Origin of the sequence: Bacillus cereus (genome assembly GCF_007678085.1) — a bacterium.
Lineage (GTDB): Bacteria > Bacillota > Bacilli > Bacillales > Bacillaceae_G > Bacillus_A > Bacillus_A cereus_BE.
The window spans coordinates 589,477-605,934 of sequence record NZ_VEDW01000004.1; the positions used below are offsets into that span (position 1 = coordinate 589,477).

The window sequence follows — 16,458 nt, forward strand, 5'->3', positions numbered from 1 at the left end:
ACAACCCCCACTTTCCTTGTGAATTAGATTGTACTTTATAGTTAAGTAAAGTAAATCTCAACGTAAAGAAATCCAATTATGTCGTTGTCTTAGAAGAATGTAACTACAATCATTGATACAAATAAGATTGTTAAATAATTTAGGGAATAAACAAACATTTGTACGGACCATTTGATGTCATCTTTCTTACGGAAGCCATAAAATCCTAAAACAATCCATCCGATGTTAAGCAAAGTTGCAATTACCATAAATGTTATCCCTAGTCCACTCATATAAAATGGTAGTGGTAATAAACATACTGTCCAAATCATAATTTGGCGTTTCGTAATTTCAAATCCATGAACTACAGGAAGCATTGGAATTCCTGCATTTCGATATTCATCAACACGTTTCATCGCTAATGCGAGGAAATGTGGGATTTGCCAAATAAACATAATTAAAAATAACATCCAAGCAATTGGATGACCTAAAGATGGATCGATTGCTGCCCATCCAATTAAAGGTGGAACTGCACCAGATATACTACCTACAACAGTATTTAGTGTATACTTTCTCTTTGTCCATAAAGTATATAAGACAACATATGTGAAAGCACCAATAAATCCCATTAATACTGCCATTGGTGTTGTTAATAATAAAAATACAAATCCAAGTAGTAATATGACTAGTCCAAACGTAAGTGCAAATCCTGGTTTATACTTCCCTGTAACCGTTGGACGGGTCTTTGTTCTTTCCATTAACGGATCAATGTCTCGATCAATGTAGTTATTTAAACAACATACCCCTGCCATAATTAATCCAGAACCAACGATTGTAAAAAATAACTTATCCAGATTGTCCATCACACTTAATCCATTAAAATGTAACGCCAACCAAAATCCTGTAAATACAGTAAGTGTATTTGAGTTTACAATCCCCATTTTAACGAGCGCTGATAAATCTTGTAGCCGAGTTGTTTCCGGTACACTTGTAACAGCTGACTCATCATGCAGCTCACTTGTTGCATGGTTCATCACTTTAACCCCCTCTTAAAACTTTCATCTTTCTTTTTGCGCCTATTTCGAATGAAATATTTCGCTTCTATATAGCAATATTATTACAGTAGAAACATTGTTAACCCATTCTACTACTAATCTACGCCCATACTCCAATATATTAAATCATATTTCCCGAACATTTTGTGAAGAAAACATGAACTTTTTGTGTCGAATATAAAAAACTTAATTCTTACTTGTCCTTATCATAACATGATGTTACCTTCTATCATAAACTTTTTTGTCATATTTAACACGTATTCTCCCCATTTCTTTTCAAAATAGCCTATTTTCCACCTAAAAATTTCCTTATATATCCTATTTCTACACCCATTTTCTCTCCCCTGTCTTCCCCCGCCATTTCTTTGCTATTTTATTATTTTTTATATATCATAGGAACTAGCGCGTTTTATTCTATACATAATGGAATGAAAATATTTCGCAATAACTTCATAGCAGAAAGATGGTGAAAGAGATTGCAACGCTTTATTAAATGGTTAGCAGTCATTACGAGTCTTGATTTATTAATAGTTTTATTAGGAGGCGCCTTAGTTACAAAAACAGGTTCTGGCCAAGGGTGCGGTAAGTCATGGCCACTTTGTAACGGTGAATTTGTTCCATCTAATTTATCCATGGAAACTATTATTGAGCTAAGTCATCGCCTTACATCAGGATCAGCAGGAATTCTTGTCACTCTCCTTTGTATTTTGTCCTGGAAATATTATAAACATGTGCGCGAAACAAAAACGTTAGCAATTTTATCCTTCGTATTTTTAGTTGCACAAGCATTAATGGGGGCCGCAGCAGTTGTTTGGGGACAAATGCCAGCTGTACTTGCTATCCATTTCGGTATTTCCTTAATTTCATTTGCTTCTGTTATTTTATTAACGTGTCTTATCTTTGAAATTGACCAAAAATTTGATGCACGTTCACTTATTATGGACAAAAAAATGAAATTTCATATTTATGGTGTAACAATTTACTGTTATCTCGTTGTCTACACAGGAGCTTTAGTACGTCACGAACGAGCTAGCTTAGCCTGTCCAGACTTCCCTTTATGTAGCAAAAATAGACCCATGCCAACTCAACTCCATGAATGGGTTCAAATGGGACATAGAGTTGCAGCAATGTTAATTTTCGCTTGGATACTATACGCGATGATTCTCGCTATACGCCATTATAAGCAGCAGCCTGTCGTATACTGGGGATGGATCATTTCATTTATCCTTGTTACACTTCAAGCTATCGTAGGAATTTTAGTCGTATTTACAAATGCTAGTTTAGCAATGGCACTATTACATTCACTATTCATTTCTTGCTTGTTTGCTGTACTATGCTATTTAGTTATGTTAGGTACAAGAAGCAAAGTGAATGCAAAAGAAGCTGAATCAACTTCTAAACAAACAAAATAAATTCACATTAAAATACCTTGCCAAATTGGCAAGGTATTTTTTGCAATAAAGAAAAAGAGCTGCATGCAGCTCTTTTCTATTTTAGTGATCTAATTCAATGAGTAAGTCACCCGTTTGAATTGCGTCCCCATCGTTAACATATACTTTTTTCACTTTACCATTAAACGGTGCTTGAACCGTCGTTTCCATTTTCATCGCTTCTGTAATTGCCATAGAATCGCCTTTTTTCACTTCATCGCCTTCTTTGACAACTACTTTAATAACCGTTCCTGGCATTGTTGCACTAATGTGGTTTGGATTCTCACGGTTTCCTTTCACACGTTGTGCAACTGTTGCTTTCACACTTTCGTCTTTCACAACAATCTCACGTGGTTGACCGTTAAACTCCAAGTAAAGAACACGATTTCCATCTGGCTGAGGCTCTCCGATTGATACTAGTTTTACCATCAATGTTTTACCTTGTTCGATTTCCACATTGATTTCTTCACCAAGTCTCATACCATAGAAAAATGTTGGTGTATCAAGCACAGATACACTTCCATAAAGCTCAGCAACTTTTTCGTAATCCATAAATACTTTTGGATATAATGCATATGCAACGACATCAAAAATCGTCACTTCACGTCCAAGTTTATGGAATAGCTCTTCTTTTAACGCATCGAAATCTACTGGCTCTAATAATTCACCTGGTCTTACTGTTAATGGCTCTTTCCCTTTTAAAATAATTTCTTGTAATTTTTTCGGGAAACCACCATATGGTTGTCCTAAATCTCCTGAGAACATTTCAACAACAGATCCAGGGAAATCCATAGAATGCCCACGCTCTAAAATATCTTGTTCTGTTAAGTGATTTTGAACCATAAATAATGCCATATCACCGACAACTTTAGATGATGGTGTTACTTTAACAATATCGCCAAACATGTCATTCACACGGCGGTACATTACTTTCACTTCATCGAAGCGATCTCCTAAACCAACCGCTTTCGCTTGTTGTTGTAGATTACTATACTGTCCGCCTGGCATTTCGTGCATATATACCTCTGTATGAGGTGCATTCATACCACTTTCAAACGGTGCGTAGTATTTACGTACATCTTCCCAATAATGAGATAGTTTTTCTAATGAATCTATATTAACGTCTGGCTGTCTCTCATTTCCACCTAATGCATAGTATAGCGTGTTCGCACTTGGTTGTGACGTTTGACCAGCCATAGAACTTACTGCTACATCGACAATGTCAACACCTGCTTCAATTGCCTTCGTATACGTTAATATACCATTTCCACTCGTATCGTGTGTATGCAGGTGAATCGGAATCGATACCGTCTCTTTTAATGCCGAAACTAGATCATACGCTGCGTTTGGTTTTAGTAAGCCCGCCATATCTTTAATGCCTAAAATGTGAGCTCCTGATGCTTCCAACTCTTTTGCTAAATTTTTATAGTAATTTAAATCATATTTACTACGTAACGGATCATGAATATCTCCTGTGTAGCACATTGTTGCTTCTGCAATTTTACCAGTATCTCGTACAGCATCAATCGCAACTCTCATACCTTCTACCCAGTTTAAGCTATCAAAAATACGGAACACATCAATTCCAGCTTGAGCAGAACATTCCACAAATTTTTGAATTAAATTATCTGGATAGTTTTTGTAACCAACTGCGTTTGAAGAACGAAGTAACATTTGGAATAAAACGTTTGGCATTTTTTCACGAAGATCTAGTAATCGTTCCCATGGATCTTCCTTTAAGAAACGATATGCAACATCAAACGTTGCACCGCCCCACATTTCTGCTGAGAATAGGTTCGGTAACATTCTCGCTGTCGGCTCTGCAATTTGATGTAAATCTTTTGTACGAATACGCGTCGCAAGTAATGACTGATGCGCATCACGGAATGTTGTATCTGTTAAAAGTACACGTTTTTGATCTTGTACCCACTTTACTAATCCATCTGCTCCACGCTCATCCAAAATTTGTTTCGTTCCATTTTGGATTGGCTCTGAGTGTAATACATTCGGTATACGAGCATCCGGGAAAATTGGTTTCTCTTTTTTCCCTACTCCTGGGAAGCCATTTACTGTTACTGTCCCAATGTAATTTAACATTTTTGTTCCGCGGTCTTTACGTTTCGGGAACAAGAATAGTTCAGGAGACGCATCAATAAATGAAGTGTCATATTCTCCTGATAAGAAGTTTTTATGTTTTACTACATTCTCTAAGAATGGAATATTTGTTTTAATACCACGAATACGGAATTCTTTTAAGTTACGTTCCATTTTCGCAGCAGCTTGTTCAAAAGTAAGTGCCCATGTTGTAACTTTTACAAGTAAAGAATCATAGTACGGTGTAATAACAGCACCTTGGAAACTATTACCTGTATCAAGACGTACACCGAAACCACCACCTGATCGGTATGCCATAATTTTCCCCGTATCCGGCATGAAATTATTTAACGGGTCCTCAGTCGTTACACGAGATTGTATTGCAAATCCATGTACAACTACTTCCTCTTGCTTCGGAACACCTACCATTTTACTATGTAATGCATGTCCATCAGCTATCAAAATTTGCGATTGAACGATATCCACTCCTGTGATCATTTCTGTAATCGTATGTTCAACTTGAACACGCGGATTTACTTCTATGAAGTAAAACTCATCATCTTTCACAAGAAATTCTACTGTTCCTGCGTTTAAATAATTTACATTTTTCGTTAACTTAACAGCAGCATCACAAATACGCTGACGCAAATCATCTGAAAGTGACACACTAGGTGCAATTTCTACAACTTTTTGATGACGACGTTGTACAGAACAGTCTCGCTCGTATAAATGAACAACATTGCCCTCTTCATCTGCTAAAATTTGAACTTCTATATGTTTAGGTTTTTCAACGAATTTTTCTACGTATACTTCATCATTACCAAAGGCTGCTTTTGCTTCTGACTTCGCTCGATTATACGATTCTCTTAATTCTTCACTAGTACGTACAATACGCATACCACGACCGCCACCGCCAAGGGAAGCTTTAATAATAATCGGGTAATCATACTTTTCAGCAAATTTTTCGACTTCTTCTATTGAATCTACTGGACCATCACTACCAGGAATAACTGGAATTTGTGCTAGCTGCGCTTGCGTTCTTGCTTTCACTTTATCTCCAAACATATCTAAATGCTTACTCTTTGGACCGATAAAGATAATCCCTTCTTCTTCACAACGTTTTGCGAATTGAATATTTTCTGACAAGAAACCATATCCAGGGTGGATTGCATCTACATGATTACTTTTCGCAATCTCAATAATGCCCTCAATATCTAGATAAGCATCAATTGGCTTTTTCCCTTCCCCAACTAAATAGGACTCATCGGCTTTATAACGATGATAAGAACCACTATCCTCTTTAGAATAGATTGCAACTGTTTTTAATCCAAGTTCCGAACAAGCTCGAAACACACGAATTGCAATCTCTCCACGGTTAGCTACCAATACTTTTTGAATACGTTGCAGCTTTGTCATGATTTTCCCCCTCTACTTTCCTACCACTCTAGAGATAAAATATATACACACCCTAAAGAGCGTGAAGTTCTTCACTTTCTACATTATATTATACTTAGAAAGCTTCACTTTATTTTTATCCATCATACCTTATTTTTTAGCAAATGATAAGTTTTCTGATCAATTTGTTTCACAAAAATAGTATAGCATACCTCTTCCTTTTCTCACAACTCAATTGTATATCACATTTGGTTTAATGTGATATATTTTTTGTCATTAATACTAATTAATGTATCATATTTAATATTTTTAAAAAATAAAAAAACACATCGTGCTCTAAAGCAAGATGTGTTTTTATTTTACAACGACAAGACGTGGTCCATCTTGTTCTCTTTCTTTCATTATCTCATTTTGCTGTTTCTCTTGTCGTTTTACATGACTAGCAATATTTAATAATATACCCATCGAGATTAGATTAGCCAATAAAGAGCTACCACCATAACTAATAAACGGTAAAGGTACCCCTGTAAGCGGTATTAATCCCGACATACCACCCACATTAACAAAAGTTTGTATTCCAATTAAACTTGCAATTCCGATTGCAATTAAACTTCCAAATGGATCTTTACATTTTTGTGCCACTCTAAACGAACGAATGATAATAAGTAGTAAACAGATTAAAATGATAGCTACACCTATAAAACCTAATTCTTCAGATATAATTGCCATAATAAAATCCGTTTGCGGCTCTGGTAAATAGCCATACTTTTGTATACTATTCCCTAGTCCTCTACCACCTAATCCACCTGAGGCAATTCCAATAAATGAATTTATTAGTTGAAATCCATCCTTTTGTGGATCACTAAATGGATCAAGAAAAACTGAAAATCGCGCTTTTTGGTATTGACTTAATTTATAGTTTCCAATAAAATACAACGCCGGAATCCACACGACAGATGTTAATAAAAATCTTTTTATCCACAAATTAACATTAACCCCTGAACAGAAGAACATGATTAGCACCGTTCCACCTATTAATATGTCAGTCCCTAAGTCATTTTGTAATAAAATTAACAACATTGATCCACCGACAACAAATATGGGCGGTATTATCCCTTGGAAAAAAGGGGTTTGCCTCTCTTGTTTCTTAGCAAAAAAACTCGCTAGCGTAATAATAACTGCTATTTTTACAAACTCAGCCGGTTGTATACCTAGTATCCATCCTTTTGCACCGTTGATTTCCTTACCGAAAAGGTAAGCTGCTGTTAGTAAGCTAATACTCCCTAACCCCATCGCTGTTAAAACTATTTTTTCCCTCCAAAGTTTGTAAGGAATTATAGCGACAATCACTAATATTACCGTTCCAATAGCAAGAGCAACTAATTGTTTTTTAAAAAAGTGATCTGCTGGCCAGTTATATCTCGACGAAATCGCGACAATGGAACTAGAACTATATACCATTATAACTCCCAACACACATAAGATAACAAGAGGAAGTAATAATGAATAATCCATTGATTTCCATACTCTTTTCATTTCATTTCCTCTCTCTGTCTCAATTTAATTATTGTTGTATTCCATATGTACATTGATTCTTCCTGCTTTATTATACAAATAAAAAGCCCAAACTTTTTCAGTTTGAGCCCCCTTATTTGAACCCGTTATTGTTGTTTGTTTGTAAATGCTTCATGAAGTGCAGATAACTCACGTTCAAGCTCTCCTAACATTGCTTTCCCTTGTTCTTCTGCAATAAGACCAAGGCGAACTGCAAAATCGACCTCGCGGGATAGTCCAAACATTTGTGTGTCTAACACTTCTTCATATAATGGACATTGCGGCATTGTAAGATGGTCCATTTGCACCTTTATAAGTCTTAAAATCTTCTCCGCATCCGCTTGTAGAAGGGCTAGTGCCTTTTCCTGATGATTTGATACTGTCTCAGACGCCAAATTGATTCCCTCCGTTTCCGTCCTACTCTCTCCTATCTATTAATATTAGCGATAGTTTTAGTAAATTGCAATAGAAACATTTTTTGTGACAACCGTGTCTAATGCTATTATACTGAAAAGTGGGAGTATAACACAAATGGGGGAACAACAATGAGCGAAATTTTATTTATTAATGGAAAAGTTCGTTTTCCAATCACTATCGATCCAACTGTTTGGATCTTTGATGATCGAAAAGTAGATTTGACAACTTACTTTGATGAAACAAGAGAAAACACATCAGAACTAGAAGCTTATTTAAAAAACACTTCAGAACATTGGGATCGTGAAATCCGTGATGGTGCTGCGTTTCCACCGATACAACAAAGTGTAAAGAAATATAAAAAAGAACAGCTAATTACTGGGACGTTCGGTATACCATTTCATCCATTTCTTGCTAACGCCGAAATTTCAGATGACGCTACGCAAGTTGAAATTGAAACAGTAGAACGAACATTAATACTTCCATTAGAAACTGTCGAAAATGCTATTCTTGGTTTTTCAAAAGAAGGGAAGCCATTAAAAGAAGATGGACCTGTTCATCTATATTACAATGATGGATCTAATAGACAAAACCCAATCCGTAACATTCGTAAATTTACTATTATCTAAAATGTATACTTGAAAGAAAAAAGGAGTGAGCTTCAGCTCACTCCTTTTTATAATAAATCTGCTGCTAATTGAGCTAAATTAGACCGCTCCCCTTTAACAAACTTCACATGGCCACTAATACGTTGCTCTTTAAACTTCTCTACAACATATGTTAAACCGTTATTATACTCATCCAAATATGGATGATCAATTTGTTGAGGATCTCCCATTAATACGATTTTACTTTTTTCTCCTACCCTTGTTAGTATCGTTTTCACTTCATGCTTCGTTAAATTTTGTGCTTCGTCAATTATAATGAACTGATCCGGAATACTTCTTCCACGTATATAGGTAAGAGCTTCTACTTCAATCGAACCCATTCCAGCTAAAATAGCATCTAACTCTCCTGGCTTTTTCGTATTAAATAAATACTCTAGATTATCAAAAATCGGTTGCATCCACGGTCTTAACTTTTCTTCTTTTTCTCCTGGTAAATAACCGATATCTTTTCCGACTGGAACAATTGGCCTTGCAACGAGTAGTTTTTTATATAACCCTAAATCTTCCGTTTGCATGAGTCCCGAAGCTAACGCGAGTAATGTTTTTCCTGTACCAGCTTTCCCCGTTAACGTTACTAGCGGAATATCTTCACGAAGCAACAATTCTAACCCCATAATTTGCTGTACATTTCGTGGTCGTATTCCCCATACTTGTTCATTGTGAAAAATAAGTTTCTTTACCTTCTTACCTAAATGATCCACAATGCCAAGTGCTGAACTAGATCCCCCTAATGCATCTTTCATTACTACAAATTGATTTGGATAAAAAGGATGATTTGCAATTTCGGATAAAGGCAATTCACCTTTTTCATAAAAATAATCCAATTGCTCTTTTGATATATACCCTTCTAAAAATCCAGAATATATATTATCTACTTCAATCACACGATCACTTAAATAATCTTCGGCCTTCAAACCAATTGCATCAGCTTTTACCCTTACGAGCACGTCTTTACTTACTAAAATAACAGACTTCCCGTCCTCTTTTTCTTGTTCTTCTAAAGATAGATTTTTTGCTACAGCTAAAATTCGATTATCATTTGTTTTTTCTACAAAAATATCTTGTAGTTGAACAAATGAACGATGATTTAATTCAATACGAAATGTACCGCCGTTTTCTAGCGGAATACTTTCATGCAGCTTTCCTATTTCACGAAATTTGTCTATTAACTTAGATACATAACGAGCGTTTCGTCCTACTTCATCCATATAACGTTTTTTCGAATCAACCTCTTCTAATACAACTGCTGGAATCACTACTTCATTGGTTTCAAATGAAAAAATAGATAAAGGATCCTGCAAAAGTACATTCGTATCTAACACATAAATTTTATCCAACCTGTTACCCCCTGACTCCACTTTTAAATTTGTAGAACAAGGGTTTCATCCATAAAATATGGACGAACCATTGTTATAATTATATGTACCGTATAAACGAGGTAGAATCGAAATTCATAGCCATTAAACCTGTTATTTATTTTTTATTCATTTCTATTCAATATATTACTTTTAATTATAATTATTAACATAAAATCACAATAACCGATTACAAAAGTTTATAACTGACTTTCTTATTTATCACATTTACAATTCTTTTATTCCTACTAACACTTGGTTATCCAGCTTTTTCGCTGCGCGGATATCATATGTTTTTTCATATGTTGGTTCAGTTGCAAGTTTCGCTCCATAAAACATAACATCACGTACTTCCTGCACATTTACTTCTATTACAGTTAATTTTAGAGGAATGCCTTCCATTCTATCAGTCAAAATTTCACCTGCACCACTTATGGAAAATACGGATTCATTCGCCATTATAGTCAAAACCACCCCAGTACTATGCCGTATATTTTCTACAATACGTGAACGTTGATCTACTGCAAATCGAATACTAGTTTTACTCACCGCATACACCCAAGAAATAGCACTTACGTTAGGAACTTGTTTTTCGAAGTCTGTTGTTGCAACCATAACAATACATTCTTTACGTAACGTTTGTACTAAATCATCTGTTAATGTAGGCTCTACTACATTCGCCATATTTCCACCTCCAAATATACTTAATATATCCTTATCATAACTTATTTTTCGAATTGCGAAAATATTATTTTTTCCCGCTATTATTCAAAAACATTACACTTCCATGATATACTTATACTGATAGAATTCGTATTGAGGTGACGAAATGAGAGTCAAATGTATGATTTGTGATAAAAAAGATATGTTAGATGATGAAAATCCTATGGCAAAAAAACTGCGTAATCGCCCTATTCATACATATATGTGCATGGAATGTTCGGAACGAATTGCAGAACGTACGCTGGAACGTCATGCAAGTGGTAATTTTCGACTATATCGTGATAAAAAAGTCGAAGACGATTGGTAAAATGTAAATAAGTCCTTAATCATATAGATAAGGACTTATTTATATTTTTCAGGTTCACGATTCATTTGATCCAAGAAACAATCAATAGCTTCTAATGGAAACCTTGCAGATTTTCTTTCCCCATTCATTTCATATGAAATCAAATACATTTCTTCGTTCTTTTCAACTTCCACATTCTTTAATTTGTGCTCTTCATATATCATATTTTGAAATAGTAAATACGTTTCTTTTGCAGCATTATCATCTGGACGTGCTTCGGCAACTGTTTTAATTGTTAACCAATTATATAATGCATCTTGCACTGAACGCATCAAACTCCGCCCCCTCATCCTGCTTTTTGTTGTCTTGCTTGATGTAATCGCAACCTATAAATCCCAAGCACAATTGCCGCTACAACCATTCCCTCTCCAACAGGTAAAAAAACTGCAAAGAAAGTTAAAACTGTACACCCAATCGCTAACGATATATATATCACTATATTTTTTACTATTGATAGTTTTCTTGCAAAACCTAAATTATACACAAGTGCACTTAATATAATAATGATGCCATACAGTAACCACATCCCTAGTTCTGGATTTTCATCAACTTTACATAATTTCGCAAAAAAAGACATTCTTTCTAACATCATTCATCCCCCTTTCTCACAAAAACAATTTTTTATGTACTTAATACAAGAGTAACCCGCAAAAAAAATACTGTCCACAAAAAAGAGTAAATATTCCAAAAATAAATACAATAAAAAACAGCTACCCCTCAAAGGTAGCTGTTCTATTATTTTACGCTTCTACAGATTTCTTTTTCTTAGCAGCTCTTTCGCGCTCGCTCTTATCAAGAATCTTTTTACGTAAACGAATTGATTCTGGAGTTACTTCACAGAACTCGTCATCGTTTAAGTACTCTAATGACTCTTCTAAAGTCATTAAGCGTGGTTTTTTCATTGTTGAAGTTTGATCTTTCGTTGCAGAACGAATGTTAGTTTGTTGTTTCATTTTTACAACGTTAACTGTTAAATCGTTCTCACGAGTGTGTTCTCCGACAATCATACCAGCATATACTTCTGTACCTGGTTCAACGAAGATTACACCACGGTCTTCAACTTGCATAATACCGTATTGTGATGCTTTTCCTGTTTCAAGTGAAACTAGAACACCTTGGCGACGTCCACCAACTTGTCCAGCGTGTACTGGTTGGTAGCAATCGAATGTATGGTTTAAAATACCGTAACCACGAGTTAATGTTAAGAATTCTGTTGTGTAACCAATTAAACCACGTGCTGGGACCATGAAAGTAAGGCGAACTTGACCGTTTCCGTTATTCACCATATCTAACATTTCACCTTTACGTGCACCCATAGATTCCATAATAGAACCCGTGTATTCTTCAGGTACATCGATTTGTACGCGCTCTACAGGCTCACATCTTACGCCATCAACTTCTTTAATGATTACTTCTGGCTTAGATACTTGTAGTTCATAACCTTCACGACGCATGTTTTCAATTAGGATAGATAAATGTAATTCTCCACGTCCAGATACGATCCAAGCATCAGGAGAATCTGTATTATCTACACGTAAACTTACATCAGTTTCTAATTGTGAACGAAGACGCTCTTCAATTTTACGAGATGTGATGTATTTACCTTCACGACCTGCAAATGGACTGTTATTTACAAGGAACGTCATTTGTAGTGTTGGCTCATCAATACGTAATAATGGTAACGCATCTTCATGCTCAACTGGGCATACTGTTTCCCCTACGTTAATATCTTCCATACCTGAAACAGCTACTAAATCTCCAGCTTTTGCTTCTTCAATTTCTTGACGTTTTAATCCAATGTAACCGAATAATTTCGTTACACGGAATTGTTTTACAGTTCCGTCAACCTTCATTAATGCAACTTGTTGTCCAACTTTCATTGTACCGCGGAATACGCGTCCAACCCCAATACGTCCAACATAGTCATTGTAATCAAGAAGTGCTACTTGGAATTGAAGTGGCTCTTCGCTGTTATCAATCGGTGCTGGAATATGTTCAATAATTGTATCAAATAATGATTTCATATTCTCTTCTTGATTTGCTGGGTTTGAATCTAAGCTTGCTGTTCCGTTCATTGCTGATGCAAATACAACTGGGAACTCTAATTGATCTTCGTTTGCACCAAGTTCGATGAATAAGTCGATTACTTCATCAACTACTTCATCAGGACGAGCGAAGTCACGGTCAATTTTGTTTACAACTACGATTGGAGTTAAGTTTTGCTCAAGAGCTTTCTTTAAAACAAATCGTGTTTGTGGCATACAACCTTCATATGCATCAACAACAAGTAAAACGCCATCAACCATTTTCATAATACGTTCTACTTCTCCACCGAAGTCAGCGTGACCTGGTGTATCTAAAATGTTAATTCGTTTATCTTCATAGTGAATCGCCGTATTTTTCGCTAAAATTGTAATACCGCGTTCTCTTTCTAGATCATTTGAATCCATTGCGCGTTCTTCAACGTGTTCGTTCGCACGGAAAGTCCCCGCTTGACGTAATAACTGGTCAACAAGTGTTGTTTTACCATGGTCAACGTGGGCAATAATTGCTATATTACGTAAATCTTGTCGTTTTTTCAACATGTCCAACTCCTAATGTCTTTTTAATCCTTCTCTATTATAAGAGCGAAGGGGATACAATGGCAATCAAAATAAAATCAAGAATGAAAATATAGTTGTATTCTTACTTTTGTGAAAGTAAAATGAGATTGGAGGGTGAAGAAATGGAACACATTCAATATCGCTTTTTATTAACTGCAATTATCGGTGTTATTTTCTTAATCGGTATCGGCATTATGGTTGCTGAAAATAGTCCCATCGGTGTTATTATTTGCATTATCGGCACATTTGTTACAGTTGGATACGGTTTTGTAACAAAAAGAAAAATGCGTAAATCGCAATAACGTCAAAAAGTAAGAAGCGTGTATACAGCCTCTTACTTTTTTTGTTACTCCGCTATAAATCGTAACACCTCTTCATACACCCCTGGTTTTGCAACTAATACACTGCTCTTCTCTACTATAGAAAGCTGGGCTCCAGAAAATGTCGTCACCTTACCTCCAACTTCCTCTACAATTATCTGTCCCCCACCAAAATCCCATGGTGATAATCTCGGCGTTACATATGCATCTATTCTTCCTGTTGCAACATATACCATCTCTAACGCTGCACAGCCATATGATCTTGTGCCTCTTGCTCGCTTAACAAGTGCCATCATACTTTCCTTATTAAGCAATGGGTTATCAGTAAGCCATATCGCATTTAAAGCTACAATACCTTGCTCTACAGTCCCTTTTTCCAATAAAGGTATTGGTACTTCATTACAAAATGCTCCAGCTCCCTTTACCGCATGGTATAGTTCATCGTGAACTGGATCATAAATGAGTCCAACCTTTCCGATACCGTTCTCATAAATTCCAATTGAAATTGCGAAATTTCTTTTTTGATGAACAAAGTTCATCGTGCCATCAATTGGATCAATTAACCAAACAACCCCATCAGAAGAAGTTACCTCATCTCCATAACCTTCTTCACCTAAAATATTATGGTTCGGGAATGTTTCTTTAATTTTCCCAATTAAAAACTGTTCTATTTCTCGGTCCATATTTGTTACTAAATCAGCTGCATTGGATTTCGTTTCTATAATAAGTGCTTTTTCCATTGATGCCATTAAAAACTCTCCCGCATCTCGAATCCACTGTTTGGCGTGTGCATCGATGTCTTTCCATACTTCTTGCATGTTTAAACACTCCGATCTATACTGTTCACAGAAAAAACGAACCCTTTATAAGGTTCGCACCAACTAATTTTTTATACATATACTATTATTACGCTTCTAAACGAATCATTTCAAGTCTTAACACTTCTAACTTTTGTACACACTCTTCTTTTTTCTGTTTATCATTTTCCATCATCGCATCATATAAAGTTGCTAATTCATAATCTAGCTCCAAACGTAGCACCGGTATTCTCTTTTCAGCATCTGTTCTCTTTAACGCATTAATCACCTGTCTCATATTATTTGCCTCCTCCCAATATTCGTCTGCCCTCGGACTAGAATTAATTCAATTTTCTGATTTTTTGTTTTATACTATACTATGTTGGATAAATCATCTATGCAACAAAATTATATTTTTTTATTTAAATTTTTTTGTGCTGTTTTTTTTATGAATAGTACAAGCTATGCTAAAATAAAAACAAAATAGGAGTTGGAGGAACAATCATGACACTACAAACATTCAAATCAACTGATTTTGAGGTCTTTACAGTTGATGGTCTCGAAGAACGAATGAGTGCAATTAAAACGAACATTCATCCTAAGCTAGAAGCTTTAGGGGAACAGTTTGCAGCGTATTTATCCAAACAAACTGATGAGAACTTTTTTTATCATGTAGCAAAACATGCACGTCGTAAAGTCAATCCACCAAACGATACTTGGGTTGCTTTTTCAACAAATAAACGAGGATATAAAATGCTGCCACATTTCCAAATTGGATTATGGGGTACTCATGCCTTCATATACTTTGGTTTAATCTATGAGTGTCCACAAAAAGTGGAGACGGCTCACGCCTTCTTAGAACATTTAAATGATTTAAAAACAAATATTCCAAATGACTTCGTTTGGTCCATTGACCATACTAAACCAAGTGTAAAATTACATAAAACACTTGAAACAGAAGACTTACAAAAGATGATTGAACGCCTAGCTACTGTGAAAAAAGCAGAATTATTAGTTGGTATTCATATATCACCAGAGGAGTTTTCAGCAATGACCAACGAACAATTCCTTGCTAAGATTGAATCTACGATGCAATCACTCCTTCCTTTATATGCACTTTGTAATCGATAGTAGAAAACGGACAATTTATATTGTCCGTTTTTAGTTGTTATCACATTATATCACTTCAGTTTTTATTTTTCAAAATATTTTTTACATTTTTACAAGCTTTTGTTCTTCCGTTTCTTTCGCCCTTTGAATCGCACGGTATATAGAATACCCACTTACTTCTTGAAACTCTTTATCAATTTTCTTTTCTTCTGCTTTCGATGGAACAATCTCTTTAAAACGACGATATAATCCCATTAATTCTTCTCTTATAATTCCTTTTTCGTATGCTTTCTCAATTGCTTCATAAAACTTCACAATTGCAACCATTTCCTCATTTGACCAATCATAATCTAACGGGTATTGATATTCCATTTCGCACCTCATTTATCATTTCTTCATATTTCAATATGCTATCTTAAAGGGATTTTTTTCTTCTTCACTATAGCCACTTTGCATTATACACTATTTATTCATTATGATGGAATTGTCTTCCTCTATATGTTAATTAGAAATAACTATTTAACATACTCACTGTAATAATATTTTTTTCTATACATCTATAATTATTGGTGATATAATGCTTTTGTTTTATAGAAAATAAAGTGAACCTACCAT

Annotated in this window: 17 protein-coding genes; 5 read left to right on the plus strand and 12 right to left on the minus strand. The window is 35.4% G+C overall.

What is annotated here, in order from left to right; translation table 11 throughout:
- Positions 1-89: 89 nt before the first annotated feature.
- Positions 90-1,013 (minus strand): protoheme IX farnesyltransferase, encoded by a 924-nt coding sequence (gene ctaB, locus FS742_RS20110; RefSeq protein WP_001015061.1) that lies wholly within the window; start codon positions 1,011-1,013, stop codon positions 90-92.
- Positions 1,014-1,510: 497 nt separating this feature from the next.
- Here ctaB and ctaA point away from each other — a divergent pair, with 497 nt between their 5' ends.
- Entirely contained in the window at positions 1,511-2,446 is a 936-nt protein-coding gene (ctaA, locus tag FS742_RS20115) for a heme A synthase (protein ID WP_098264586.1), read from the plus strand.
- 81 nt (positions 2,447-2,527) lie between these two features.
- On the opposite strand, the gene pyc is transcribed toward ctaA, so the two are convergent.
- From pyc to FS742_RS20135, 3 genes are all read right to left on the minus strand, one after another.
- On the minus strand, positions 2,528-5,974 hold the full coding sequence (gene pyc / locus FS742_RS20120; RefSeq protein WP_144614643.1) for a pyruvate carboxylase: 3,447 nt from the start codon (positions 5,972-5,974) through the stop codon (positions 2,528-2,530).
- 333 nt (positions 5,975-6,307) lie between these two features.
- A complete protein-coding gene (gene ftsW / locus FS742_RS20130) occupies positions 6,308-7,489 on the minus strand; it encodes a putative lipid II flippase FtsW (protein ID WP_144614645.1) in 1,182 nt (393 codons plus the stop codon).
- A 125-nt stretch (positions 7,490-7,614) separates the two neighbouring features.
- Entirely contained in the window at positions 7,615-7,902 is a 288-nt protein-coding gene (locus tag FS742_RS20135; RefSeq protein WP_000135695.1) for an Fpa/YlaN family protein, read from the minus strand.
- Positions 7,903-8,052: 150 nt separating this feature from the next.
- Here FS742_RS20135 and FS742_RS20140 point away from each other — a divergent pair, with 150 nt between their 5' ends.
- Positions 8,053-8,550, plus strand: coding sequence for a peptidyl-prolyl cis-trans isomerase (locus tag FS742_RS20140; protein WP_144614647.1), 498 nt, complete (start codon positions 8,053-8,055; stop codon positions 8,548-8,550).
- A 47-nt stretch (positions 8,551-8,597) separates the two neighbouring features.
- On the opposite strand, the gene FS742_RS20145 is transcribed toward FS742_RS20140, so the two are convergent.
- The gene (locus FS742_RS20145; protein WP_000358079.1) at positions 8,598-9,926 is read right to left on the minus strand and encodes a PhoH family protein; all 1,329 of its coding nucleotides are present in this window, start codon (positions 9,924-9,926) and stop codon (positions 8,598-8,600) included.
- A gap of 246 nt (positions 9,927-10,172) precedes the next feature.
- Entirely contained in the window at positions 10,173-10,628 is a 456-nt protein-coding gene (locus FS742_RS20150; protein ID WP_144614649.1) for a pyridoxamine 5'-phosphate oxidase family protein, read from the minus strand.
- A gap of 145 nt (positions 10,629-10,773) precedes the next feature.
- Here FS742_RS20150 and FS742_RS20155 point away from each other — a divergent pair, with 145 nt between their 5' ends.
- Positions 10,774-10,974: a YlaI family protein gene (locus FS742_RS20155; protein WP_033701671.1), complete on the plus strand. Its 201-nt coding sequence runs from the start codon at positions 10,774-10,776 to the stop codon at positions 10,972-10,974.
- Positions 10,975-11,009: 35 nt separating this feature from the next.
- Here the strand turns inward: FS742_RS20155 and FS742_RS20160 are convergent, their stop codons facing one another.
- The 3 genes from FS742_RS20160 to typA all read right to left on the minus strand — a co-directional run bounded on the left by FS742_RS20160 (position 11,010) and on the right by typA (position 13,598).
- A complete protein-coding gene (locus FS742_RS20160) occupies positions 11,010-11,285 on the minus strand; it encodes a hypothetical protein (protein WP_098667494.1) in 276 nt (91 codons plus the stop codon).
- A gap of 14 nt (positions 11,286-11,299) precedes the next feature.
- Positions 11,300-11,602 carry a YlaH-like family protein gene (locus FS742_RS20165; RefSeq protein ID WP_144614651.1) on the minus strand — a complete coding sequence of 101 codons (303 nt, stop codon included), beginning with the start codon at positions 11,600-11,602 and terminating at the stop codon, positions 11,300-11,302.
- A 151-nt stretch (positions 11,603-11,753) separates the two neighbouring features.
- Positions 11,754-13,598, minus strand: a complete 1,845-nt coding sequence (gene typA, locus FS742_RS20170) for a translational GTPase TypA (RefSeq protein WP_029438050.1) — start codon at positions 13,596-13,598, stop codon at positions 11,754-11,756.
- A gap of 140 nt (positions 13,599-13,738) precedes the next feature.
- Here typA and FS742_RS20175 point away from each other — a divergent pair, with 140 nt between their 5' ends.
- Positions 13,739-13,918: a DUF5325 family protein gene (locus FS742_RS20175; RefSeq protein ID WP_000400130.1), complete on the plus strand. Its 180-nt coding sequence runs from the start codon at positions 13,739-13,741 to the stop codon at positions 13,916-13,918.
- Positions 13,919-13,962: 44 nt separating this feature from the next.
- Here the strand turns inward: FS742_RS20175 and FS742_RS20180 are convergent, their stop codons facing one another.
- Both FS742_RS20180 and FS742_RS20185 read right to left on the minus strand, forming a co-directional pair.
- Positions 13,963-14,754: an inositol monophosphatase family protein gene (locus FS742_RS20180; RefSeq protein WP_144614652.1), complete on the minus strand. Its 792-nt coding sequence runs from the start codon at positions 14,752-14,754 to the stop codon at positions 13,963-13,965.
- A gap of 88 nt (positions 14,755-14,842) precedes the next feature.
- Positions 14,843-15,031 (minus strand): hypothetical protein, encoded by a 189-nt coding sequence (locus FS742_RS20185; RefSeq protein WP_001250168.1) that lies wholly within the window; start codon positions 15,029-15,031, stop codon positions 14,843-14,845.
- 206 nt (positions 15,032-15,237) lie between these two features.
- Here FS742_RS20185 and FS742_RS20190 point away from each other — a divergent pair, with 206 nt between their 5' ends.
- Positions 15,238-15,864 (plus strand): YktB family protein, encoded by a 627-nt coding sequence (locus FS742_RS20190; RefSeq protein ID WP_000175083.1) that lies wholly within the window; start codon positions 15,238-15,240, stop codon positions 15,862-15,864.
- An 81-nt stretch (positions 15,865-15,945) separates the two neighbouring features.
- On the opposite strand, the gene FS742_RS20195 is transcribed toward FS742_RS20190, so the two are convergent.
- Positions 15,946-16,215: a UPF0223 family protein gene (locus FS742_RS20195; RefSeq protein ID WP_000456541.1), complete on the minus strand. Its 270-nt coding sequence runs from the start codon at positions 16,213-16,215 to the stop codon at positions 15,946-15,948.
- Positions 16,216-16,458: the final 243 nt, after the last annotated feature.